This window comes from Klebsiella sp. GW_Kp181 (assembly GCF_040062315.1).
Taxonomy (GTDB): domain Bacteria; phylum Pseudomonadota; class Gammaproteobacteria; order Enterobacterales; family Enterobacteriaceae; genus Klebsiella; species Klebsiella oxytoca.
The window spans coordinates 28,264-50,461 of the sequence record NZ_JBEAFR010000048.1; the positions used below are offsets into that span (position 1 = coordinate 28,264).

A 22,198-nucleotide genomic window follows, 5' to 3' on the forward strand; every position below is an offset into this window, starting at 1 on the left:
TTAGCTTTTTGCTCAAGGCTGGCACATCAAGACTATGCTATAAAGATAAAAGAAATGTGATGCGAATTAATTACTCATTAATAAAAACTGAGAAACATTGTTCATTTGTGATAGGCTGTTCCCCATCCCAAAAAGACACATACATATGGTGGAGGCCTTTATATGCAGTTTCCTCCCAATGTTTTGCAAAATACCGTTTATCAGCAGATGAGAAGGTGGCGTTTTCAAACGCCTCGTGATTCCCATTATTTAAATTTTTAGACGCCTCACTGCCGGTGTTTACCACCCTGAATTTAAATCTCGGATTTTTATATAGAGTGCCCGAATGAAAGTATCCTTTAAACGATATCCCTCTCCCTTTTTTTATTGTTCGAGAGCAAGGGTAATATTCATCATCAGACACATCATCTTCATCATCTTTCAGGCTTGCTCTGATATAAAAACTTTCCTCTTCTATACTCGTTGGTAATAGCTTGAGATAAAATTCATTCTTTAAAACAAACTGCTTATAATTAATTGGATTACCTTGAGCATCTTTATAGTTTGGAGTAATGTATTTTACAGGTACAGTTTCATTCGATTTTGTAACAGTTTTAATAGACAACTGATTATCATCAAGTCCTAAAAGTTGGGCAAGACTATCGCCAATCATTATGCAATTCTTTGGTGCCTTTTGTTGAAGTTTTGCTGCCACATCGACAAAAAATGAAGTTGCAGTAACCTCTCGACTCTCCTGATACCCATACACCCCCCATACAACTTGATCATTCGCTCCATAATCGATACCAATTCTTATCCCTAAGTTCTCATCAACACCTAAATCATTAAGTTTGGGTATTACGACACTTTTAAACATTTCTATTAAGTATGTAGCACAGTTTATTGCATCAACAGCACTATCAGCAATTCGACCCTCCTGCGTATTTATATCACTTCTGAAGAAAGCCATCACAGCATCCCCCATTATTCTATGGACGTGACCATCAAATGAATTAACAGTTTCAATAGTGCATCTTATGATATCGTTTTTAATTCTAAAGACTATATCAGGAGTAAATATAACACCTAGCTTAGTTGAACCTATAATATCCATAAACATTGTTATGGCATATCCATTCCTTAACTCTCCCTCCTTCATATTTGAAAAATCAGGATGACAGCCGAATGTAGGCATTAACTTCCCATGCTTACCAAATTTCCCCCTTACTATTTCTTTTACGCCATAGTGTTGATTAGCAACACTTTCTTGAATACTTTCCATAGCTACAGCATCATTCAGAAAATCAAATGACTTACCTAACCCCTCAAGCCCAGATGCTGAATCAAAAGCAGAATCTGCTTTTACTAAATCGCGCGATCTTGCCCGTGATTCAGAAATTGTTTTTTCCAGACTACGCTCTAAGTTAGAATATATATTCTTAATTGACATACCCCACCCTCACAGATTAGATAAGAAAATTATATAAATGGAGAAGCAAATTACACCGGTAGCCACCTCGATACATTTTATAGCAATTATTTGATTTTCATATTTTGATAACAAAGCCTTTGACAAATTATGATTCAATGATATTAATTGATTAAGGAAAGATGAGTCACCTACTGTACAAAATTCTTTTTTATAATCAGCCAGACTATCGTAGCCTTTCACTATATCAACAAATGAAAAGGTATTAACACTTTCACTTACCTTAATAAAAGGAGTTATCCCTTTCAATGAAAAAAACACTGACACTATAAGAAAACACAAAGCCAATCCAAGCAAGAAAGACAAGAAACACTTATCAGAACCAACAACAACAAAAGAAGTAATTTTGTCAAAGTTCACGGCAATTGCAGCTATTATGGCAGAGGCCAAGCTGAGCAATATTGTTGACTTAGTATTAGCATAATTTAAATACGTATCCGTGCGAATGATAACTTTAATCATCAATTCTATTTTCTTATTAACCTGATTTTCATTTTCTTCGCTAGTTTCTCGCACGCGCCACCTTCTTTTGGGATTATTCCTGTAGATTATTAATGATCAAGGCCTCCACAAAGTCAACATCATCAATAGAAAAGCCAACTAACTGGCGCGTAGGGTACTCAATAACGCGGCCGTATAGGGAGGGTTTATCTTGTAATCCAAACTGATGCACGCGGGCGATGCGCTGCACTTTTCCGGTAAATTCCACCACTGCCGCAATGTCGTTACCGGTCGCTTTCATATAGCGATTGGTTCGCAGTTTCGCGAACATCTCGCGCTTAATACGGCCTTTCTTTGCCCTGACGGGCTGGCGCTTACGCGGGGTAAAGGGCGAACCGTCCGGCGCTTTCTGCGACTTAATACGCTGCTGTTGCCGCTGGCGCAGTTTCTTCGCAATGTCGACGGTCATCCGACGCCGCCCGGCAGGAGAAAGGGCCGCTATCAACCCGGTAAGCTTGTCCTCAAAGGGTTTGAAGTCATTCATCCCATTTACTCACCAGTTCGCCATTACTCCACATCTCAACGGGGCGCGCTACCGGCTCCGGCGGTGTCGGCTCCGGGATGTTCTCAACGTGCAGCGCGCCGTCGATCTCTTTGACCAGCGTTCGCTCGGTCAGCAACAGGCTGATGCTGACATCTAGGCTACTGTCGTTATTGATGTCGGCATACCAGATAAAGCCCTTTTTTCTTCCTTCATCGGTTGTCATGATGTCCGGCTGATTGACGCGCAGCCAGGCCATAATCGGCACAAACAACAGGTCAATATCGTCGGTGAAATCCGTCACCACGATGTTAAGCGTGTACCGCTTTTCAAACGACAGGGATCTCGCCAGAGTCGCCGTATTGTTGCCATCGTCCAGGCGAAGACAAAGCATATCAGGGTTGGTACGCAGTACCGGCACCGCATCAGTTAAGGCTTTTCGCAGACTGTTGGGCTTTTGCATCGATTTCATCCTGACATTGTTTCACCGTATCAACCTGAATTGCGCAACGCTGTAGGGCACTTTCAAGCTGGCGTATATCCGCGCTCAGGTCGCCATTAGTTACCGGGTCGCTTCCCGGCATCGGGCAGGGGCTGACCTTCGGGCAGGCGTTGTAAACAATCACCGGCGGCGGCGTTGGTACAGGCGGTGCGCTGGTGCAACCGGCGCACAGCATCAGGTAAATCAGCGCGATACCAGAGGCGAAACGCGTCATTTTCATTGAGTAACCTCGTGATGGTTTGTTCACGCCTGAAAGCCAGCAGGTTAGCCTCTGCAAGCTTGTCCCGCATGGCGACCTGCGCCAGCTCTTTACGTTGCGACTGCTCTGCGGCAACCTTGAGCTGATTTTTCAGCATGGTGATCGTGGTTTTCTGCGTACCGGCGACCCGGTTCGCACGTTCAAATGAGGCGCGCAAATTGCTGTTATCGTGTCGCATCCACAGCAGACCCGCACAGGCCAGCGCCAGCAGGAGAATCACTATCTTCATGCAGTTCCCCCTCCGGCCTTGCGCCACACTGCGACCAGCTTGTCGAGGCTGTGCTCACGCTGACCGTATCCGGCACCCGGCAATGAAGCCCAGATATTGCGACAGCGGGAAATCGCGCGCTCGATGCGCCCCTGCTGCAAATCTTCCAGCGCACCACGCTCCCGAATAAGCTGAATGGCGAGCCTGTCCTGTGATACCGGGCTGAAATCCGGCAAAGCGAGCTGTTTCTGATAATGCGGCCAGAACAGATAAAGCTGCTGGTAACGCCCGGATGCCGTGGATTTTTCCCCGTGACGATTGAAGACCTTCGCCGGGCGTCCACCGGCGAACGGGTGATCGCGATAATCGGTAAAAATCTCCGGCTTGCCATCGATACCCGTGACGATAACGTCGTAACCGTTGTTTCGGGTCAGCGGATGCGTTGCTGTCCCTTCCGAAAACGCCAGCGTGTCGAGGAATGCCGCAACGTTGGGATGTGTTTTAATGACTGCCATCGTTTTCCCCTTTTTTAATCTTGCGCTGGATAGCAAGCTCTACCGCCTGATAACCGGCGATACCCAGCATGGAGCCAAATCCGCACACGGCCGCGGTTGGCAAGTCTGGAAACTGTACCAGGGCAACCCCGGCCACCATCGAAACAAAGCCACCCAGCAACGTGCGACCAATAAAAAGACGTGCGGTAATCGGTTCACCACCGGCCAGCACTTTACCGACGACAATCAGCGCGCCGATTATAAAAAGCGAAATGACGCTTTTTTCCCCTTCCGTCATGTGGTTACTCCCAGAGGTTTATGGTTTCTGTTACGGGGGATGACTTCACATCAGGCAGTTCGATCACAGTGCCATGCGGCAATACTGCGCCGAGCTCGGCTAACCCCGGATTTGCGGCGAGCACCGACTCGAAGACCCCCTCAGTGCGCCCGTAATACCGGGCGCAAATCATGTCGAGCGTGTCGCCCTGTTGCGCGATGGCCTGCATCAGATTTGGCTCACGATGCAGCGGGGTTTGTCCTGGACGCGTGATACTGCCCAGCGCATGTCCCGCCACAGCTCGTCGACAGTGGTATCGATGCTGTCGGCTTTCTTGTCACCTTTGGCGCTGGCATCCACACCGCGATAACGCTCATAGAGCGTGGCGGTCGCCATTGAGGTGACGGCGCGCAGGTAATAGAAAACGCGAACACTCTCGCCGTCGAGATCGTCAGCCGGCACGTCGGCCAGTTTGCTAAAACCCCCGGCAATCTGCTGTTCCCGCCACAAAAACAGCTCGGCGTTGGTTTCGGCGATGCCGGTTTTGATGGCCTCACGCAGCCGGGCCGGGGCGACGGTCTGCTCAAGGCGCATCCCTTCACGCACGCGTTTCGGGTCGATGTCAGGAAAGAAAAACGTATTTTTTATCACCGGCTCATCGCTGGCAGGCGGCGGGATGGCCACCACGCCACCCGGCTGCGGCTCATCGTTCTTTTTAATAATCAGCGTCGTCATGACTACCTCTGAATAGGTGGGCGGTGGACGCCGGTCTCAGGTCGGGTAAATCACCCTCATCGACCGGCGTGCCGCCCTGGCGCGGGGCGCATTCTGTTAACCGGCGGTCTTTTTCGGTCGGCCACGTTTAGCCGGTGCCGTGGTTTTCACGGCGCGCGGCGCTCTTGCCGGGGCTTTAACAACCGTTGCCGGTTTGGGCTTCAGCTCACGCTCAAGCCGTTCAATGTCTTTTTTGACGCCTGCCTGACAATCGAGCTGCATCGCGCGTTTGAGGTGGGCCAGCGCGTCGGCGGGCTGTTTGTTGTCCCTTAACACCTGGCCGGTGATTTTGTGCAGCTTTGCGCGCACTTCATCAGGCATATCTGCGGCGGCGGTCAGCGCCAGCGTGTCGAGTAGCTGGCTGATGACGACCGGTTCACCGGCAGCATGGGCGCGCATGGCGGCGAGCGCCACCTCTTCGGTAAACATGTACTGCGGCGGGCGGCGGTGTTTGCCTGGCATGGTCAGACCGTACTTAAACGCGTAGCGAGCAATATCCATCGCGCCGCCGATATCGCCGACATCGAGACGCCACAGCATGACGGTCATCACGATGTCATCCTGTGCGCCTTTTCCCTGTTCCAGCACGCCACTGACCCACGGCAGATAGAACGGCAGCAGCTCGCGCTTTTTCGTGGCTTTCAGCTCTTTACCAAAGATGGCTTTTAACGTGCGTTGGTCTGCGGCCAGCTTAACCAGCATCTGCTCGTAGGCAGTGGCATGCCGCAGCGGGTTGTTTTCCCGCTGCGCGGTTTCAATGGCCGAGACCCGCATCATGTGACGCTGTGCGGGGCTCGTCATCGGTTAGCCCTCCGGTTGCGCGGCAGAGAAATCGCCCAGCTTGATATTTTCAATGAAGCACCCGGCGGCGTAGGTTTCGACCACGTAATCGATGTTCATCGATTCGTAGTTTTCCACCTGGTCGAGTTTCGGGTTTTCGATGATGGAGCGGCGGTGGCTTTCATCCATGAAATAGATGGACAGGTTATCGAGACGCGTCACCATAATCGCGTTCGCCGGGAAGTACGGCACACGCACAGCGGGCAGGTTGCCGATGCGTTTCTGGCTGATAATGATGTCAGCCGCGAGCGCTTCGCTGTTGGGCTGGTCTTTGTTGACGATCGGGAAATATTTGTCGGCCAGCAGCTTACGACCCACAATCGCGACGAGCTCCGAATCTTCCTGATAAATCTCGTCAATCAGGTTGTCGGTGGCATCCATGACCAGCGCATCGAGGTTAACGTAATCGCCGTTTTTACCCACACGGATAACAGCGGAAACGACGTTCCCTTCCTCGTCAACGATTTTGCTCATCACACGGGTCGGCGCTTCATTGCGGTATTTCTGCGGCCAGCCGACGGCGACGTCCTGCAACATCGGATGAGCGGCGCGGTCAGAGGTTTCGGCGCGCTCAACGCCGTTGAACCCGGCCATGATGAAATCGAGCGCCTGCCGCTGGATGATGGCATCGCGAATACGGCGCTGGAAGTCCTGGAAGCGCGCCCACAAATCCAGCTTTTTATATTTAAAGTGGAAGTCAAAGTTGACCTGATCGCACTCGTATTTTTTGGACTCCAGCGCGGTAAAGTCGGCGGTTTTACGCTCCTTGCCGCTGTTAGTGTCCGTGGTGCTGGCGATGGTGCCATTGACGCCGACGCCAATTTTTTCACCCTTCAGCTCATCCACCGGCACGATATTAATTTTCTGCAAAAAGGCCGAGGACATCTGCACGGTGTTCATCATGGTTTGCGTGACGGACGGTTCGACGGAGAATTTTTTACTCACGTCGTCCGGGTCGATGCCGTTCAGCTCGGCAACGCGGGACAGGTAGGCATTGAATTTAAAACGGGTTTCCTGACGCATAGTCTTTCCTGTTGGGTTAAATCGGGTTGTCTGACCGGGCAAGCCTGTCGCCCGGCGATAAATTCATGACCGTTTAGCAGTCGGTCAGCAGCTCATCGCCACCGCCACCGGTGGAGAGCTTGCGGCGTGGCTGCGCGGTGCTTTCGGTTTTATCCAGCGACGTTTTTAACTTGCTGAATGCCTGGCTGGTCTGGTCGGCCTTAGTGGTGACGTCCTGTTTCAGCGTCGCAAAGGCATTTTCCAGCGTGGCAAGACGCTGCTCAGTGGCGGTTAGGTTTTCCTGCACATGTTCACTGACGGCCGTCACGGCTTCATGCACATCCTGAAAACGGGCGTCATCGCTGGCCTGTTTGCGGCTGAAGATCGCTTTCACTTTGTCACTCAGGGCGGTAAAGACATTTTCCGCCTGGTCTTCAAACTCCAGCTCGGCGAGGGTGGCGACGGAAATCAGGTTGCCCGGCTCGGCTTTGAAGCGGTTGAGGGGGTTAAATTTGGCACCCCGGCAAAATTCGAGGTATTCGGTGCCGAGGCTGGCCGGGTCATCGGTCACCGCCAGGCCGACCAGGTAGCATTTACCGCTATTGGCGAAATTCGGCTGAATTTCCATTGAGGTGTAGACCTTCTGCAATTTTTTATTCATTGCGATCAGGTCATCGGTCGGGGTGATTTTGGCGAACAGCGCCAGCTTGCCTTTCAGTACCGAATCGTCGTCAATCTTTTCAGACTTCAGCTCAACCACATCGCCGTAACGGCTGAACGGGCCATCCGGCAGGATGCCTTTCAGGTGTTCGAGGTTAATGCGGCAACCATAGACGCGGGGGTCAAAGGTCTCTGCCATTTCCTGAATATCCGTCGCGCTGATAACGCGGCCGTCACAGGTATCGCCTTCGACGCCGATGCGAAACCATTTTGAAACTTTTTTTGCCATTGTCAGGAGTCCTGATATCGGGTTAACGGGTCGGGGTTAGTTTCCCGACGTCGCCGCCCACCCGCTATCAATCCCGGATGGCTTATCCCTCACACAACAGCACCTTAGCGATTCGCATCACCCGTTTCTTTAGCCTTGCCCTGTATCAATCACGGCGAGGCATCCATGACCATCACCACCGACACCACTTTATTAAACGACCCGCGACGCCAGGCGGCTTTGCTGTACTGGCAAGGGTTTTCCGTGCCGCAGATTGCCGAAATATTGCAGACCAAACGCCCGACGGTGCAGAGCTGGAAACAGCGCGACCAGTGGGACGAAACGGCACCGCTGAACCGGGTCGAAAGTACCTTAGAGGCCCGGCTGATTCAGCTCTACGCAAAGCCCAACCTGACACCCCACGATTTCAAGGTGGCGGATTTTCTGTCCCGACAGATGGAGCGCTTTGCGCGCATTAATCGCTATGGCCAGACCGGAAATGAGGTTGACCTTAATCCCAATGTGGCCAACCGCAACAAAGGCGACCGCAAAAAGCCGACAAAGAACTTTTTCAGCGACGAGGCTATCGAGAAACTGGAAGAGATTTTTTTCGCGGAGTCTTTCGAGTATCAGATCCGCTGGCACCGCGCCGGGCTTGAGCACCGTATTCGCGACATTCTGAAATCGCGCCAGATTGGGGCGACGTTCTACTTTTCCCGCGAGGCGCTGCTGCATGCGCTGAAAACCGGCCATAACCAGATTTTCCTGTCAGCGAGTAAGACGCAGGCGTATGTATTCCGCGAGTACATCATTCAGTTTGCCCGCCGGGTCGATGTCGACCTGACCGGTGACCCGATTGTCATAGGCAACAACGGCGCAAAGCTGATTTTTCTCGGCACCAACTCAAACACCGCGCAGAGCCACAACGGCGACCTTTATGTCGACGAAATTTTCTGGATCCCCAACTTCCAGAAACTACGCAAAGTGTCGTCGGGCATGGCCTCACAAAGCCACCTGCGCAGCACCTACTTTTCGACACCTTCCACCCTGGCACACGGCGCTTACCCGTTCTGGTCGGGGGAATTATTCAACCGGGGCCGCGCCAGCGCCAGCGAGCGGGTTGACATCGATATCAGTCATGACGCGCTCGCCGCTGGCGTGGCGTGTCCTGACGGTCAGTGGCGGCAGATTGTCACCATTGAGGATGCGCTCGCCGGGGGCTGTACGCTGTTCAATCTGGAGCAACTCAAGCGCGAAAACAGCGTCGACGACTTCCGCAATCTGTTTATGTGCGAGTTCGTTGACGACAAGGCGTCGGTGTTCCCGTTCGAGGATTTGCAACGCTGCATGGTCGACAGTCTGGAAGAGTGGGAAGACTTTGCCCCGTTCGCCGACAACCCGTTCGGCTCCCGCCCGGTCTGGGTGGGATACGACCCTTCGCACAGCGGCGACAGCGCCGGGTGTGTGGTGCTCGCACCGCCGGTTGTCGCCGGGGGCAAGTTTCGCATCCTGGAGCGCCATCAGTGGAAAGGCATGGACTTCGCGACTCAGGCCGAATCCATCCGCCAGCTCACCGAAAAATACAACGTTGAGTACATCGGTATCGATGCGACCGGCCTCGGTATTGGCGTCTTCCAGCTGGTTCGCTCGTTTTATCCCGCCGCCCGCGATATCCGCTACACGCCGGAAATGAAAACCGCAATGGTGCTGAAAGCAAAAGACGTTATCCGCCGTGGCTGTCTCGAATATGACGTCAGCGCCACCGACATCACCACCTCGTTTATGGCAATCCGTAAGACCATGACCAGCAGCGGGCGCAGCGCCACCTATGAGGCCAGCCGCACCGAGGAAGCCAGTCACGCGGACGTCGCCTGGGCGACCATGCACGCGCTGTTAAACGAACCGCTTACCGCTGGCAGCGGCCAGGTAACATCATCCATTCTGGAGTTCAACTGATGAGTAAATACAAAGGCCGCAAGCCGCAGCCACAAAAGCGCCCGCGCAACATGAAAGACAGCGCGCCCCAAAAAATGGAGGCGTTTACCTTTGGTGAACCGAGTGCCGTGCTCGACCGCCGCGATATTCTGGATTACGTGGAATGCGTCAATAATGGCCGCTGGTTCGAACCGCCGGTCAGCTTTAACGGGCTGGCGAAAAGCCTGCGCGCCGCCGTTCATCACAGCTCGCCAATTTACGTTAAGCGCAACATTCTGGCCTCAACGTTTATTCCGCACCCGCTACTGTCACAACAGGACTTCAGCCGCTTCGCGCTTGATTTTCTGGTGTTTGGCAACGCGTTTTTAGAGCTTCGAAAGAGTGTCACCGGTCGCCCGCTGAAGCTGGAAGCGTCACCGGCTAAAAACACGCGGCGTGGTATAGAAGATGATGTCTACTGGTGGGTGCCGTCATTTGACCAGCCGCACCCGTTCGCGCCGGGATCCGTATTCCACCTGCTGGAGCCAGACATCAACCAGGAACTGTACGGCATGCCGGAATATCTCAGCGCGCTAAACTCCGCCTGGCTGAATGAAGCGGCGACGCTGTTCCGTCGCAAGTATTACCAGAACGGGGCGCATGCGGGTTACATCATGTATGTGACGGACGCCGCGCAAAGCGGTACCGATGTTGAGGCGTTGCGCGATGCGATGCGCAGTTCGAAGGGGCTCGGCAACTTCAAAAATCTGTTTTTCTACGCACCGCACGGAAAACCAGACGGCATAAAAATTGTGCCGCTCAGTGAGGTGGCAACGAAAGACGATTTCTTCAATATCAAAAAAGTCAGCGCCACCGACCTGCTTGACGCTCACCGCATCCCGTTCCAGCTGATGGGCGGCAAGCCGGAAAACGTCGGTTCGCTCGGCGATATCGAGAAGGTGGCAAAGGTGTTTGTCCGTAACGAGCTCATCCCGCTACAGGACCGGATGCGCGAGGTCAACGCTTGGGCCGGTCAGGAGGTGATCCGGTTCAAAAGTTACACCCTCGACACCGAAAGTGACTGATTTCCGCCGCCTCCGGGCGGCTTTTTCTTACCCCCACGCCTGACCGCCTCAGAAGCCCGCCACGCCCTCAGACACCACCACACCACCCACCGCCCCCCTCGCGAACCCGCGCGGCACAGCGACGCGCTCAGGCTGCGAAAATAAATGCGAAAATGCACTCTGGCGCGCAGTGCTTTCCCCGCCTCGCCTGCCCGCTTCGTGAGTCGGAATTAATGCAACTGCAACAGGTCATCGGATCCTCGCCAGCTCTGGCGGCGATCGTCAAAAAATGGGGTAAACACGCATGCAGAATGATGCACTTAATGCATGCACGACTAAGAAACGGAAAAATCGCGGGGAAATGGCATAAAAAAACCGGCGTTCAGGTTGCCGGTTAGGGGCGCTACTGTGAAGTTACTGGCCGCGTAATGTGCCAATGATACTGTTGAGACACGCGCTGGTAACAATCAGCAGAAAAACAGTTGTCCACGGATTTTCATAAATGAGAGATAACATATTGATAAAGATCCTTTTATTTTTGCATTCTGATGTGATTCAGTAGGTCTTTAATGACCTTGCCTAGCTCTGCGCTGCTTGCCTGTTCGACCAGCTTATCGGTATAGCTGTCGACCTCTCGTTAACTAAGGTCATTGTTCTGCGCCATACAGGTAATGTGCTTCGACCAGCGCTTAACCCACTTATCCTCACTAGAAATGGAATTTTGCATGTCTAAAAACCTCGATTTATTTAACCAACAGACGGCGGAAATCTTTGCGGTGCTATGGGAGAACTTTCCCGTTCCGCAAGTCATCACCTACGAAAAATTTAACGCAGCACTACCCGATGACTACTTTAACCAACTTAACTCACCGGAAATGAAAGCAATAAATTAATTGCGTAGTGTGGTTGAAGGTACATTCACTTTTCTTGGTGAAAATGGATACCTCCAGTATGAAACCGACCATCAAACGTATTTTATGGATGTGCGCCTGACCGAGAAAGCACTGGCTGTGCTCAATAAAAAGCCCGATTCGCTTGGGAGCAGCGAAACGATGGGGGATAAAATTATCAGCGCGGTGAAAGAGGGAACTCCGGGGGTTATTGCCGGGGCGGTGACGAATCTGCTTACTCTGGGGTTAATCTAGTAACCAGCTAACGCCTCGCAAAGCGAGTTGTTCAACCGAGATGGCCCAAAAATCCAGTTTTTGCGCCATCGCGGTTAGCATGTTTAACGCCAGCTTTCGTCTTCCCAGACTTCCTGAAGGATACCGTCCAACGCTTCACGGTCTGACTCCTTATCGAAACCAAGTAGTTCGACGCCAGTTACAGACCCTTTCTTAACAGTAACCCGTGTGGTTGGAAAAGCACATCTCACCTTACGTGTTAATTCATTCTGGAAAGCATCGACTATCTGCTGACCTATTTTTTGTTCTTTATCCAGCGTGATATTGATTCTCATAATCTATTCAGCCTTATAGAAAACTTCTTCTTCTTCGGGTTCTTTATTTTCACTGTTTGCAAGGTCAGCAATGAGAGACAGGGCGAGCTTGAGTTCTGACGGTTTGCAGTTTGCAATCAAAGACACTTCGGCGATGAATTGCACACAAGCCCATTTTTTCTGTCTTTGGCTGAAATATTCATCAACCATGAAATCCCTCCCACAAGTATCACTGTATATTCATACAGTATCACGTATGAGCAAGGGATTAAAAGAAAAATTATCAATCGTGATTAGTCTGTATGTTAATGAAATCGATGAAGATTAAATGTCATCTCTGGTGCTGCTTTGCTGCTAACCCCGCGACTCGATTTAGAATTTGTCTGGCCTTCTCCCGGTGTGACGGTGCTGCCGGGAAAATTTCACCGGTTGATGAACCACGGCACCATTTGCCGTTTATGCAACTTTTGCCACCGGCCATCATGTGCAGGGCCTCACCCCGGCTGATGGTTTCACCGGTCGTGAGCTGAATCTCGTCTATTGTTCTGTCAATGGCTGCGCGTTGTTTATCCGTTCCGTGGACATAATCACGCCTGGTGACCCGTTTTTTGTCCCTGAGTCTGGCCGTTAGCTTCCGCCTTTCACTTCGACTCAACGGTTTGGATAAATCCAGCTCCGGCGGATCGCTTTCGCTTCCCGTACAGTTATTGACAGAACTCCGAGAGGGCGCAGGAGCGCCCTTAACGTCAACGGCCAAATCAACGGCACGCTTCGGCACAATTTTCCACTGCGTTAGCCGGGTTAAAATCGGGGTGCCAGCACCGACAGCAGAATCGTACACACCACGGATGCAGACGGTTTCCTCACCGTACTGGTTAAACTCGGCGCGCGATTCATACAGCGTGCGCACCTGCAAATCATCGCGACGAACAAACGGACCACCCTGCGCATTAACGTAACCAGCCCAGTCACCGGCGTCAGCGGCATCATGAACGGCGGCAAACTCAACGCTTAAACCGTGCGCGGTCTCGGTATCAGCGAGACGACGTAACTCACGATATACCGTCACCGGTGCGCCACCGATAAACTGAAATTGACGGATGTGCCAGCGAGCCGCCCATGCAGATACGGCAGGGGCGGTCTCTTTGAGCAGCTCACCGCTTTCGTCATCGGTTTCACCATCGAGAGCATAACCGTCGATATTTTTCGAAATGTATTTAGCAACATAGCCGGTAGCGCTGCCCTTTTCCGGGTCAATGGCCTCGGCATGAAAGCGCGCTTTTTTGGCTTTATCGCTTCTCAGTTCGTGGTGGTCTTCCTCCCACGCATAATCACGGATGATAAGGCGCACGCGCTCGACGTCCTCAGGCAACATGAACATCAGCATGTGCCAGTGCGGCGTTCCGTCGTGATGAGGCTCGGCAACACGGATGCCGAAAATGCGTATTTCTTCCCGGTGCAGCTTGGCGCGTATGCGCGCCCAAAGGCCAGTTAGATAGCTCTGCGTGTCCGATGGGCTGGCACCATTCCATTTGCTGTTACGGTATCCCGCTTTAGTCGTGGCGTGATATTTAGACGGTGCAGTCAGGGTGTAAAACTCCCCGACATAACCGAGTTCATTGCAGATATTTTCAAACCCACGGATGCGGGTCATCAGTTCGCAGCGGCGTATCGCAGGATTAGCGACCGAACCGTCGTATTTTTCAATCAGGCTGATGCGGTTGCCGTCTTCGTCTTCGAGATCCAGTCCCTTGAGAAACTCACGTGTTCGGCGCTTCTGCTCGCGCCAGTCTGTTACGCAGTTTTTACTCGCGTAGGCGTGCTTTTTCTTGCTGACGTTGCCGACTGCAATTTGTAGGTGTTCGCGCCATGCCGACGCGACACGACGCAGACGATTACGCCACCATGACTCAGTAAACATACGGATTACTGCGGGGGCGATATCATCTTTGTTGAAGTATTTATTTGCCACGCGCTCCCAATGTGGAGGGGTGACATTGAATTGCAGAGAAATAAAACCAGCGTGCATGTACCAGGTGTATAGCGTTTTGAGCTCACCAAAACCTGAATCATCAATATTTGCCAGCTCAGAACGAATGAAATTAGCAATGTCACCGGCCAGCAAGTCAACATCTGCGCGTGACATGTCAGGGAGGCGGTTATATCTGGCGACCAGATTAACCATACGTGAAGCCAGATATTGCATTAGTCGGGTGTCAAAATGACCACCGAAAACGGCGGTTGATACATTGCTGTTGATTCCCGCGCTCTCGTATTTTTTTGCGACCAGTTCAAGACGTGGCAATGCCTTTTTGCAGAAACTGATTAAAAAAGCATTGGCTCGTTGACTTCCCTGATTTTGCTCCAGCACCGTAGCGGTGCGATAAACGTCAAAACGCACGCACTCAGGCTGGAGAGAAAGCATCTTTCTCGCATGCAGCAAAGCCGCGAACATACGGTCGCGGCGATACTGTTGGTCATAGGTAGGATATGGGCTGGCTATTGCCGACCGTGGAGCGTTCCACGGATAAGCATAAGCAACCGTAGAACTATGCATCAGCGCTAGCCCCTTCAATGGCTGCAATGCATAGTTGCCCTACACGCTCAATTTCTGCCGCCATAGCGTCAATTGCGGTAATATCCGACCCATGAATATGATGGTGCATCAGGCCGGAAATAAGCTGGTTAATCTTCGGGTAATAGCCGATAGTGTCGAGCCATTCCTCCCCAGCTTTTTTACCGGACTTAATGACTTTCTTTTCATTCAGAATGAATTGATACTGGTCGCTGGTAATAACCCATTTATCACCGATTTCTATGCGGAGGTTCATAACTCACCTCCTGCCATTGCTTCAATTATCGATAATATGTCGGTAGTACTGATTGTAGTGATAGATAACATCACCCAATTACCACAACCACTAATCAAGTTATCAATTGGTAAGATGTGAGTGATTTTTACAAGGAGTTTATTACCAGTGTATTCGCCCTCCCATTCACGCAATAACAGGAAATCACCACATTTAAAATCACGGTCATTGATTCTGAATTCAGCTTTTTTATGACCAGATAAAACATCTGCAAAAAACATCGGTCCAATTTTTAAACTATGAACTGTACTCATTTAAACGCCCCTGTAATGTTTTGATTTAAGTTCGTTGATTTGCTGACAGGTCACGCAAAAGGCCACGCCCGGAATCGCAACGCGGCGAGCTTCCGGGATTGGTGCATCACATACCTCGCAGGTAAAACGAGATGGCGCAGCAATACGGCTGCGCGCGTTGTTGATAAGGCGCTCACGTTCTGCCTGTTCGCGCTGTTGTGCGATATCCATTGCGTCGGCCATTAGTGCAACTCCTGAGATTCGTTTTCATAGCGGGTGGCTTCGCGGCGCAACAACTCAGCCGCTTCGATAGCATTTAAACCTTTGTTAGTGATATGGGTAGCTAGTGCCTCAAGGCGGATTGAAACGGCTAAAGCGCGGTCTTTGCGTTCTTCTTTTTTGGCTGCTTTAAATAAAGCTGCTAATGCATCATCGTCAGCACTACTCGGTGTTGAAAAATAAATAACTCGACTCATAAATCCTCCTGAATTTAGGCAAAAGAATGCCCGGCGGGTATACGCCATTAATTACGGGTTTGTTTAATTAGCTAAAAAGCATTCATGGATGGAAATATGCCGTGGCAAAATCCCACCCCAGCGGGAAATTTTATTCATTGACGCAATAATCAGCTTGCGGCGTTCCATATCAAAATACTCATATGGTTTACCGACTTCATCAGAGCGAAACGCGCCCGGATTATTTCGGTTAGCAAGCGTTAAAACCACAAACTTAAAATCTTCATCAAGCTTATTGAAATTACGCAGCGCTTTATTTTCTGTTGCTTTCAGCTTTTGATGAAACCGTGCGAAACACTCCTCGCCGGTCATAGTCTTCGGTTGCTCTGTAATACAATCAGCATTGCTAAAAAGCTTGCTCGCCTGGGTATCATGAGCTGAAATTCTTTCGTTCATTTTGCCCCCATTAATGCATTTAAAAGCCGCTTAACCGCAGAGACTTTTTTTGCTGTTAAGCCGTTCAACAATTCGGACTGAGAGTTGCAAGGGTGCCAGCGCTTTCCGTCCTTACCGGAGATCCAGCCGTGGCCGTAGTGCATGCCGGGGCTTTGCTTTTTAAGCAGGGATGCAAATGACGGTTCAGTATTCAACATAAGCACCTCACATCAGACCGAATGAGGCACCGAGGCCGCTCATGGTGTCTACAACGCTTGTCATTGCCGGGTTAGCCTGAAGCCGTGCCTGTAAAGCCATTGCCGACAGTGACAACATGCGAATACCAGCATTAACACTAGCAATCATATTTTGTTTGCGTGCAGGGGTAAGGCGGTCGTCTGAAACTGCGCCGCTTGCCAGTTCACCGAGTTCACTCATGGCGCGCATGACATAGGATTGCAGTTTCTCTTTTGCAAGTTCGTTGACTGGCACGCACGGCAGGCAATGGATCTGAGCCAGAAAACCATCGACAAGGGTAGAGTCTTCGGTCAGGTCTGTCAGTGTCCAGATTTCGCGCGGCGTTAACTGGTGCGGTTGTTCCGGGTTTAATTTGTTGTAAAGCGTATGCGGCTTGATGCCTGCTTTATCCGCCAGCTCTTTCACGTTATGAGTGGCTGCGAATTTTTTGCAGGCGTCGTCAAAGTGTGCATGTGACGAAACGCGAAAATCTAACATGCTGTAACTCCCTTTAACTTGCAAAATTAAGTTACTGGAATACGGCATAGCGCGAATTAATCGCCTGAGCGAGTAATCGCGTACGGAAGGCAATCATGTTAATACGGCCGAGGCCACCCTCTCGAGTACGGGGCACCAGTAGCAGCTCGCCGCGCTTTACCATCTCTTTAACGGTGTTCAGGCTGCATCCGTACTGCTTTGCAAACTCCTCATATGAGAGGAAGTCCGGGCCATTGGGGATTGCAATTTGAAGATTCATAGGTAATTATCTCCGGTTAGATTCATTTTTAGTATGTTCTCGCACATTCTCAGGGTGCAGGACGGATACTACTTTCCATATGAAAACCTGTAAAGGTTAAATTGAAAATAATTTAGGTATCCAAATGGATAAAGAAGAGCAATCCGTCAGAGATGTCATTGATAGAATCCTTGTTTCTTATGGAGTTAGAACAAGACAGGCTTACTCTGACCTCGCAAAAATTCCATTGCCCACGATTAGTAATTGGGTCAAGCGGGGTAAGGTTCCTGGAGACTACATAGTCCAATGTGCTCTCGATACTGGCGCAGACCTTAAATGGCTTATGGAAGGTGGTGAACTTACAAATGTAAGATTTGAGCCCGGTCATTACCCTATGCAGGGAATACGACTGCTGGAGGCAATGCAAAGCTCAGGTGGGAAAGAGATTTTGCAGCGCATCATGCAGGCTTATGGCTTTACCATGCAAAAAGAGCTGGGCGACCATCTCGATATACCATCCGGCACGATGAGCGCTTGGGTTCGCCGTGAGCACTTCCCAGGGGATGTTGTTATCGTTTGTGCTTTAGATACGGGAGCATCTTTATACTGGCTTGCCACAGGTAACGGTGGACTTTATGAAAGTAATGTGACCTTACCCACAGAGCAAACGGCATTAGCCACAATTAGAAAATACCGCCTTGAAAACGGTGAATTAAAAAAAACAGGTAACTGGTTGGCTGACCCTTCAATGATTCCAGATAATCATGATGGTCTGATGTTTGTTGAGGGTATGGGTAAATCTTGGCTGGTTGATATTTCTGCGAAGAATATTGCTAACGGCCGCTGGCTCATCAGTATTGATGGTGCAATGGATGTGTTCAATGTGATTCGGCTACCCGGAAATAAAGTTCGGTTGTCCAATGGTTCTGCTGAGTTTGAATGCAATTTATCTGATATTACACCGTCAGGTACGGTTATTTTTACAATTGAGAAACATATATAAGGGATTTTATGATGCGCTCATTATTTGCTATTGGATTACTTGTTCTCTGTTCATCTGCGTTCGCAGCCGAGAAAACGCAGGCGTTAGATGGAGCATCATTTGGTAATACATGGCCTCTGACTTTTGAAAAGGCTACGGTTTCCTGTGTTAATGGTGCATATGCTTTTGTATATGATACCGCTACAGATAACCGTTATCCGCTTAACGGTATGGCTTCCAGCGCTGTTAAGTCCGGAAAAATGGAAGGTTACGATTTAGATACAGTATGGAAAGATGACCCTAATTATTCCGGTGTAAAAATGTCAATATCTCCGGTTTTAGATTCAGCCCTGAATCTCTGTAAATAATTTATTAAAAAGGAATTGGTGATGAAAGAAAATAAACATGTTGAAAAATTTAAGTTAAGCCATCTGAATTCAGGTGAGTCTGTCATTGCGTGGGCGGAAGGATATATCGGTAAAATGATGGGTAGTGGAAAAAATACCCAGCATAATGGCGCGTTAATTGTTACGGAAACCAGAGTTGCTTTTTATCGTAAGGGATTTATTGGTGAGGTAATTGAAACTATACCTTTAAAATCTATCACCTCTATTGAGCGAAAGTCGACGCTTGGTCATAGGGTTATAAGGGTGCACACATCCCATGATGACCTTGAATTTAAAACATTCAGCAAAGAGTCAGAGCTTGCCCTCGTTGAAGCAATTGAAAGCGGGCGAGGGTTGAGAAGTGAAACAGTAGCCTCCGAAAAAAATAAGGCCAGTAGCGACCCTTTCGAACAACTCAAAAAATTATCAGAGCTTAAAGAGGCTGGGGTGATTTCTGATGAGGAGTTTCAGGCTAAAAAAAGCAAGTTGATGGATCTGATTTAAGTGTCCTTCGATATGGGGATGATACCTCGGTTTATAAGACAGTCTATTAGCCACAGTGCTAGATGTAGCAAATAGGGGGGGATTTGACTGTTAAAAAACTTTCATCCGGTGAGTGGCTATGTGATTTTCGCGTTAATGGGAGAGAAAGTCGTCGCGTGCGTAAACGCTTCACCACCAAAGGTGAGGCAGTGGCTTATGAGCAATATTACCGCGATGAGGCCAAAGATAAGCCGTGGATGTCAGAGAAAGAAGACCGGCGCAAACTCAGCGAGATTATTCAGCTCTGGCATAATCTGCATGGGCAGGCGCTGGTTGCCAGCAAATCCCGTCTGGCTAAACTGCAAATTGTCTGCAACGGACTAGGCGACCCGATAGCATCACAACTTACAGCTAAGGACTGGGCGCATTATCGTGACCAGCGTCTAAGTGGCAAGATTGACAATGGTTATCATAAAGACCCGGCCAAGTGGGTAGCAAAGCCGATAACGGTCAATCGGGAGCAGCAATATTTGGAGGCCGTATTTAACGAGTTAAGGCGGTTAGGGGAGTGGAGTTTACCAAACCCTCTGGATAGCATTCGTGTCTTCAAAGAGGCTGAAAAAGAGATGTCCTGGCTGACGTTAGAGCAAATTCCGCAGCTCATGCTGGCATGTCAGAAGTACGGACATGAAGACCTTGCACAGATTGCCGAAATTTGTCTGGCAACTGGTGCGCGCTGGGGGGAGGCAGAGCGGCTAACTCGCCCCCAACTTTCGCCATACAAACTGACGTTTACAAAGACCAAAGGCAAAAAGAATCGCACTGTTCCCATCCCAAAATGGCTCTACGAAAAATTAGCTACCCGTCAAGGGAGGATGTTTAAGCCCTGCTATCAGGAATTCAAGAAAATGCTTTTGCTCACAGATATTGAGCTGACGGAAGGGCAAAAGACCCACGTCCTGCGTCATACTTTTGGTGCGCATTTTATGATGAATGGCGGCAACATTCTCGTACTTCAAAAGATACTCGGGCACGCAAACATTCGTGAAACAATGAAATACGCACACTTCGCTCCTGACCATCTTGAGCAGGCTGTCGAGCTGAATCCTCTGAGCTTGATAATGCCCACCGAATGACCACGCAGCATGTGCGAGGGTGGTTTAAAACATATCTAGGATGTGCGTAACTTATTGTTATTTTTGTATATTGTTGATTTTTAATATCGATTACTAGAAGCGTCTTAACTAAGATTCGCTTTCGCGACATCCTGAATGAGAGGGCTGGCCTGATGGGCCAGCCCTTTTTTTATCTTCATTTTAACTATTTCATTGAGAATCATTTACAATATGGCCCTCATTCGGAGGGACCGTGGTCAGCACTATTTTTCATCACCCGGCATCACAACGGCACGCCGCGTGGCTGGCGCTGTTTGCGATCCTGCTGATCGTGGTGGCGCCGCTGATCTCTGTCGCGCTGCAAAAAGATCCGATGAGCGGTATGCACCATTTAACGATGGAAATGACGGAAGAGATGCCATCACATCAGATGCCCATGATGCATACTGACGCCTCGATTGCGGAACACGCGCACAGCATGCCGGTCGATCATGCTGAAGCCTGCGGCTACTGCGTACTATTAGCCCACGTGCCAGGGATGATTTTTGCGCTGGTACTGCTGATCAGCCTGGTGCTTAGACGCTATAGCGCACCGGTTTTCCGTCCGGAACGGAAACACTGGCACTACTTTCCCTGGCTTTACCCTCATACCCGCGCTCCGCCGCAACAGTCTGCTTGCTTCCTTAACTAAAAAATCATGTGCGCACTGCGCAACGTTCTCTTTTGCTCTCAAAAAGGAAAAGTATGACTACCTGCACCTCGCGCGCGGCATGGCTGAACCTGCTGCGTCGTCTTCATTTCTATATCGGACTGTTTATCGGACCGTTTATCTTCGTGGCGGCTCTGACCGGTACGCTCTATGTCGCCACCCCGCAGCTGGAAAGCTGGCTCTATAAAGAGACTCTGGAGGGGACGCTCAGCGGCGAAAAGCACCCGCTGAGCGCGCAAATTACCGTAGCAATGGAGGCGGTCCAGGGAAACCTCCGTTTGCACGCGGTTCGACCGGGGATTATGGCTGGCGATACTACCCGAGTGATGTTTATTGATCCAAATCTTGGCGAGTCTGAAACGCGGGCAATTTTTGTCGATCCGGTGACGTTACGCGTGACAGGTGATATGCCGGTTTACGGCACCAGCGGTATTTTGCCGCTGCGGCAGTGGATTGATTATGCCCATCGCTCTTTGCTGCTGGGTAACTTCGGCCGACTGTACAGCGAGCTGGCAGCCTCCTGGATGTGGGTTGCCGCTCTTGGCGGGATCGCGCTGTGGTCGATGACCCGACCGCGTCGTCGTATAAATAATAGAGTGCAGAATAACCGTCGCCTGCATGTTTCTCTCGGCTGGGCGCTGCTAATCGGTATGCTGTTATTCTCTGCGACCGGTTTGACCTGGTCACAATGGGCGGGCAGTAACGTCGACAAGATGCGCGCCGCCTTTGGCTGGTTGACGCCGCAGGTGAACGCGCAGCTGGAAAAAGCCACTCCGGCAATACAGGATCCACATGCGGAACATCATATGAGACACGGGGCGATGGAGAAGACGAACGTCCCACTTCGCGTAGAGGATTTTGACGAGGTCCTGCAGGCTGCTCGCAAGGCCGGGCTGGAAGCAGGCAAGCTGGAGATTCGTCCTCCGTCGGCCTCCGGACGCGCGTGGACGGTAAATGAAATTGACAGAAGCTGGCCGACACAGGTTGATGCGGTAGCGATCGATGGTTCAAATATGCAGGTCGTGGACCGCACTCATTTTTCCGACTTTCCGCTGATGGCTAAACTTACCCGCTGGGGCGTGGATTTCCATATGGGAATTTTGTTCGGGCTTGCCAATCAGCTACTGCTTATCGTATTCGGGATTGCGCTCTGCGTGATGATCGTGGTGGGGTACCGTTTGTGGTGGATACGCCGTCCCGCGAGTTCGGCCTTTAACCCGGCTAATACGCTGCTCCACGCGTGGCTGGGCTTAGCATGGCCTGCTCGTCTGTCGATCGGCGTTATCACAGTGATGTTGGGGCTGGCGCTGCCGCTAATGGGGATTAGCCTCGCGCTGTGTCTCGCCGTTGATTATCTGCGCTGGCGCGCAGCAACGGCGATGACAGAGGTTAAGTCAGTCGAATAGG

General features: G+C 50.6%; 34 protein-coding genes. 10 read left to right on the plus strand and 24 right to left on the minus strand.

Annotated elements, in window-relative coordinates; genetic code table 11:
- Positions 1–70: 70 nt before the first annotated feature.
- From ABLV11_RS09830 to ABLV11_RS09890, 13 genes are all read right to left on the minus strand, one after another.
- Positions 71–1,429 carry an adenylate/guanylate cyclase domain-containing protein gene (locus ABLV11_RS09830; RefSeq protein WP_348855296.1) on the minus strand — a complete coding sequence of 453 codons (1,359 nt, stop codon included), beginning with the start codon at positions 1,427–1,429 and terminating at the stop codon, positions 71–73.
- A gap of 9 nt (positions 1,430–1,438) precedes the next feature.
- Entirely contained in the window at positions 1,439–1,984 is a 546-nt protein-coding gene (locus ABLV11_RS09835; protein ID WP_023317710.1) for a hypothetical protein, read from the minus strand.
- A gap of 19 nt (positions 1,985–2,003) precedes the next feature.
- The gene (locus ABLV11_RS09840; RefSeq protein ID WP_116987550.1) at positions 2,004–2,453 is read right to left on the minus strand and encodes a phage virion morphogenesis protein; all 450 of its coding nucleotides are present in this window, start codon (positions 2,451–2,453) and stop codon (positions 2,004–2,006) included.
- A complete protein-coding gene (locus tag ABLV11_RS09845; RefSeq protein WP_116987549.1) occupies positions 2,446–2,913 on the minus strand; it encodes a phage tail protein in 468 nt (155 codons plus the stop codon). The genes ABLV11_RS09840 and ABLV11_RS09845 overlap by 8 nt, the downstream gene beginning before the upstream one ends.
- Positions 2,876–3,127, minus strand: a complete 252-nt coding sequence (gene lysC / locus ABLV11_RS09850; RefSeq protein ID WP_116987548.1) for an Rz1-like lysis system protein LysC — start codon at positions 3,125–3,127, stop codon at positions 2,876–2,878. Before lysC ends, ABLV11_RS09845 begins: the two co-directional genes overlap by 38 nt.
- Positions 3,009–3,440: an Rz-like lysis system protein LysB gene (gene lysB / locus ABLV11_RS09855; RefSeq protein WP_116987547.1), complete on the minus strand. Its 432-nt coding sequence runs from the start codon at positions 3,438–3,440 to the stop codon at positions 3,009–3,011. Before lysB ends, lysC begins: the two co-directional genes overlap by 119 nt.
- Positions 3,437–3,934, minus strand: coding sequence for a glycoside hydrolase family 104 protein (locus ABLV11_RS09860; protein ID WP_116987546.1), 498 nt, complete (start codon positions 3,932–3,934; stop codon positions 3,437–3,439). Before ABLV11_RS09860 ends, lysB begins: the two co-directional genes overlap by 4 nt.
- Complete coding sequence (locus tag ABLV11_RS09865) at positions 3,921–4,211, minus strand: phage holin family protein (protein ID WP_019725381.1); 291 nt, start codon at positions 4,209–4,211, stop codon at positions 3,921–3,923. Before ABLV11_RS09865 ends, ABLV11_RS09860 begins: the two co-directional genes overlap by 14 nt.
- A gap of 4 nt (positions 4,212–4,215) precedes the next feature.
- A complete protein-coding gene (locus ABLV11_RS09870) occupies positions 4,216–4,419 on the minus strand; it encodes a tail protein X (protein WP_019725382.1) in 204 nt (67 codons plus the stop codon).
- Positions 4,419–4,925, minus strand: a complete 507-nt coding sequence (locus tag ABLV11_RS09875; protein ID WP_148422193.1) for a head completion/stabilization protein — start codon at positions 4,923–4,925, stop codon at positions 4,419–4,421. Before ABLV11_RS09875 ends, ABLV11_RS09870 begins: the two co-directional genes overlap by 1 nt.
- A gap of 96 nt (positions 4,926–5,021) precedes the next feature.
- Entirely contained in the window at positions 5,022–5,765 is a 744-nt protein-coding gene (locus ABLV11_RS09880; RefSeq protein ID WP_116987545.1) for a terminase endonuclease subunit, read from the minus strand.
- A gap of 3 nt (positions 5,766–5,768) precedes the next feature.
- Positions 5,769–6,827 carry a phage major capsid protein, P2 family gene (locus ABLV11_RS09885; protein ID WP_116987544.1) on the minus strand — a complete coding sequence of 353 codons (1,059 nt, stop codon included), beginning with the start codon at positions 6,825–6,827 and terminating at the stop codon, positions 5,769–5,771.
- Between the two features lie 73 nt (positions 6,828–6,900).
- Positions 6,901–7,755 (minus strand): GPO family capsid scaffolding protein, encoded by an 855-nt coding sequence (locus ABLV11_RS09890; RefSeq protein WP_040227518.1) that lies wholly within the window; start codon positions 7,753–7,755, stop codon positions 6,901–6,903.
- A 165-nt stretch (positions 7,756–7,920) separates the two neighbouring features.
- Between ABLV11_RS09890 and ABLV11_RS09895 the strand changes: the two genes are divergently transcribed.
- From ABLV11_RS09895 to ABLV11_RS09910, 4 genes are all read left to right on the plus strand, one after another.
- Positions 7,921–9,690 (plus strand): terminase ATPase subunit family protein, encoded by a 1,770-nt coding sequence (locus tag ABLV11_RS09895; protein ID WP_348855297.1) that lies wholly within the window; start codon positions 7,921–7,923, stop codon positions 9,688–9,690.
- The gene (locus ABLV11_RS09900; protein WP_148422197.1) at positions 9,690–10,733 is read left to right on the plus strand and encodes a phage portal protein; all 1,044 of its coding nucleotides are present in this window, start codon (positions 9,690–9,692) and stop codon (positions 10,731–10,733) included. The genes ABLV11_RS09895 and ABLV11_RS09900 overlap by 1 nt, the downstream gene beginning before the upstream one ends.
- Positions 10,734–11,437: 704 nt before the next feature.
- Entirely contained in the window at positions 11,438–11,605 is a 168-nt protein-coding gene (locus ABLV11_RS09905; protein WP_262349326.1) for a hypothetical protein, read from the plus strand.
- Positions 11,606–11,857 (plus strand): hypothetical protein, encoded by a 252-nt coding sequence (locus ABLV11_RS09910; protein WP_262349327.1) that lies wholly within the window; start codon positions 11,606–11,608, stop codon positions 11,855–11,857.
- Positions 11,858–11,940: 83 nt separating this feature from the next.
- On the opposite strand, the gene ABLV11_RS09915 is transcribed toward ABLV11_RS09910, so the two are convergent.
- The 11 genes from ABLV11_RS09915 to ABLV11_RS09965 form a co-directional block, all read right to left on the minus strand.
- The gene (locus ABLV11_RS09915) at positions 11,941–12,171 is read right to left on the minus strand and encodes a DinI-like family protein (protein ID WP_019704250.1); all 231 of its coding nucleotides are present in this window, start codon (positions 12,169–12,171) and stop codon (positions 11,941–11,943) included.
- 3 nt (positions 12,172–12,174) lie between these two features.
- Entirely contained in the window at positions 12,175–12,360 is a 186-nt protein-coding gene (locus ABLV11_RS09920) for a hypothetical protein (protein WP_032419998.1), read from the minus strand.
- A gap of 121 nt (positions 12,361–12,481) precedes the next feature.
- A complete protein-coding gene (locus tag ABLV11_RS09925; protein WP_074187708.1) occupies positions 12,482–14,551 on the minus strand; it encodes a replication endonuclease in 2,070 nt (689 codons plus the stop codon).
- 148 nt (positions 14,552–14,699) lie between these two features.
- The gene (locus ABLV11_RS09930) at positions 14,700–14,981 is read right to left on the minus strand and encodes a DUF5405 family protein (RefSeq protein ID WP_086647545.1); all 282 of its coding nucleotides are present in this window, start codon (positions 14,979–14,981) and stop codon (positions 14,700–14,702) included.
- Positions 14,978–15,274, minus strand: coding sequence for a DUF3850 domain-containing protein (locus ABLV11_RS09935; protein ID WP_032710449.1), 297 nt, complete (start codon positions 15,272–15,274; stop codon positions 14,978–14,980). The genes ABLV11_RS09930 and ABLV11_RS09935 overlap by 4 nt, the downstream gene beginning before the upstream one ends.
- Entirely contained in the window at positions 15,275–15,496 is a 222-nt protein-coding gene (locus tag ABLV11_RS09940; protein WP_015370189.1) for a TraR/DksA family transcriptional regulator, read from the minus strand.
- The gene (locus ABLV11_RS09945; RefSeq protein WP_064165129.1) at positions 15,496–15,729 is read right to left on the minus strand and encodes a DUF2732 family protein; all 234 of its coding nucleotides are present in this window, start codon (positions 15,727–15,729) and stop codon (positions 15,496–15,498) included. The genes ABLV11_RS09940 and ABLV11_RS09945 overlap by 1 nt, the downstream gene beginning before the upstream one ends.
- Before the next feature lie 63 nt (positions 15,730–15,792).
- On the minus strand, positions 15,793–16,080 hold the full coding sequence (locus tag ABLV11_RS09950) for a hypothetical protein (protein ID WP_015370191.1): 288 nt from the start codon (positions 16,078–16,080) through the stop codon (positions 15,793–15,795).
- An 80-nt stretch (positions 16,081–16,160) separates the two neighbouring features.
- Entirely contained in the window at positions 16,161–16,361 is a 201-nt protein-coding gene (locus ABLV11_RS09955; protein WP_064165139.1) for a phage filamentation protein Fil family protein, read from the minus strand.
- A gap of 7 nt (positions 16,362–16,368) precedes the next feature.
- On the minus strand, positions 16,369–16,878 hold the full coding sequence (locus ABLV11_RS09960; protein WP_148422204.1) for a phage regulatory CII family protein: 510 nt from the start codon (positions 16,876–16,878) through the stop codon (positions 16,369–16,371).
- Between the two features lie 31 nt (positions 16,879–16,909).
- Positions 16,910–17,041, minus strand: a complete 132-nt coding sequence (locus tag ABLV11_RS09965; RefSeq protein ID WP_014343378.1) for a hypothetical protein — start codon at positions 17,039–17,041, stop codon at positions 16,910–16,912.
- Positions 17,042–17,261: 220 nt separating this feature from the next.
- On the opposite strand from ABLV11_RS09965, the gene ABLV11_RS09970 reads away from it, so the two are divergent.
- The 6 genes from ABLV11_RS09970 (at position 17,262) to ABLV11_RS09995 (ending at position 22,197) form a co-directional block, all read left to right on the plus strand.
- On the plus strand, positions 17,262–18,119 hold the full coding sequence (locus tag ABLV11_RS09970) for a phage repressor protein CI (RefSeq protein WP_064165128.1): 858 nt from the start codon (positions 17,262–17,264) through the stop codon (positions 18,117–18,119).
- 8 nt (positions 18,120–18,127) lie between these two features.
- Positions 18,128–18,466: a DUF2511 domain-containing protein gene (locus tag ABLV11_RS09975; protein ID WP_071647611.1), complete on the plus strand. Its 339-nt coding sequence runs from the start codon at positions 18,128–18,130 to the stop codon at positions 18,464–18,466.
- A gap of 21 nt (positions 18,467–18,487) precedes the next feature.
- The gene (locus ABLV11_RS09980; RefSeq protein ID WP_015370196.1) at positions 18,488–18,988 is read left to right on the plus strand and encodes a PH domain-containing protein; all 501 of its coding nucleotides are present in this window, start codon (positions 18,488–18,490) and stop codon (positions 18,986–18,988) included.
- An 83-nt stretch (positions 18,989–19,071) separates the two neighbouring features.
- Positions 19,072–20,103: a site-specific integrase gene (locus tag ABLV11_RS09985; RefSeq protein ID WP_348855298.1), complete on the plus strand. Its 1,032-nt coding sequence runs from the start codon at positions 19,072–19,074 to the stop codon at positions 20,101–20,103.
- A gap of 232 nt (positions 20,104–20,335) precedes the next feature.
- Entirely contained in the window at positions 20,336–20,773 is a 438-nt protein-coding gene (locus tag ABLV11_RS09990) for a DUF2946 domain-containing protein (RefSeq protein ID WP_163530852.1), read from the plus strand.
- 53 nt (positions 20,774–20,826) lie between these two features.
- Positions 20,827–22,197 (plus strand): PepSY-associated TM helix domain-containing protein, encoded by a 1,371-nt coding sequence (locus tag ABLV11_RS09995; RefSeq protein ID WP_348855299.1) that lies wholly within the window; start codon positions 20,827–20,829, stop codon positions 22,195–22,197.
- Position 22,198: the final 1 nt, after the last annotated feature.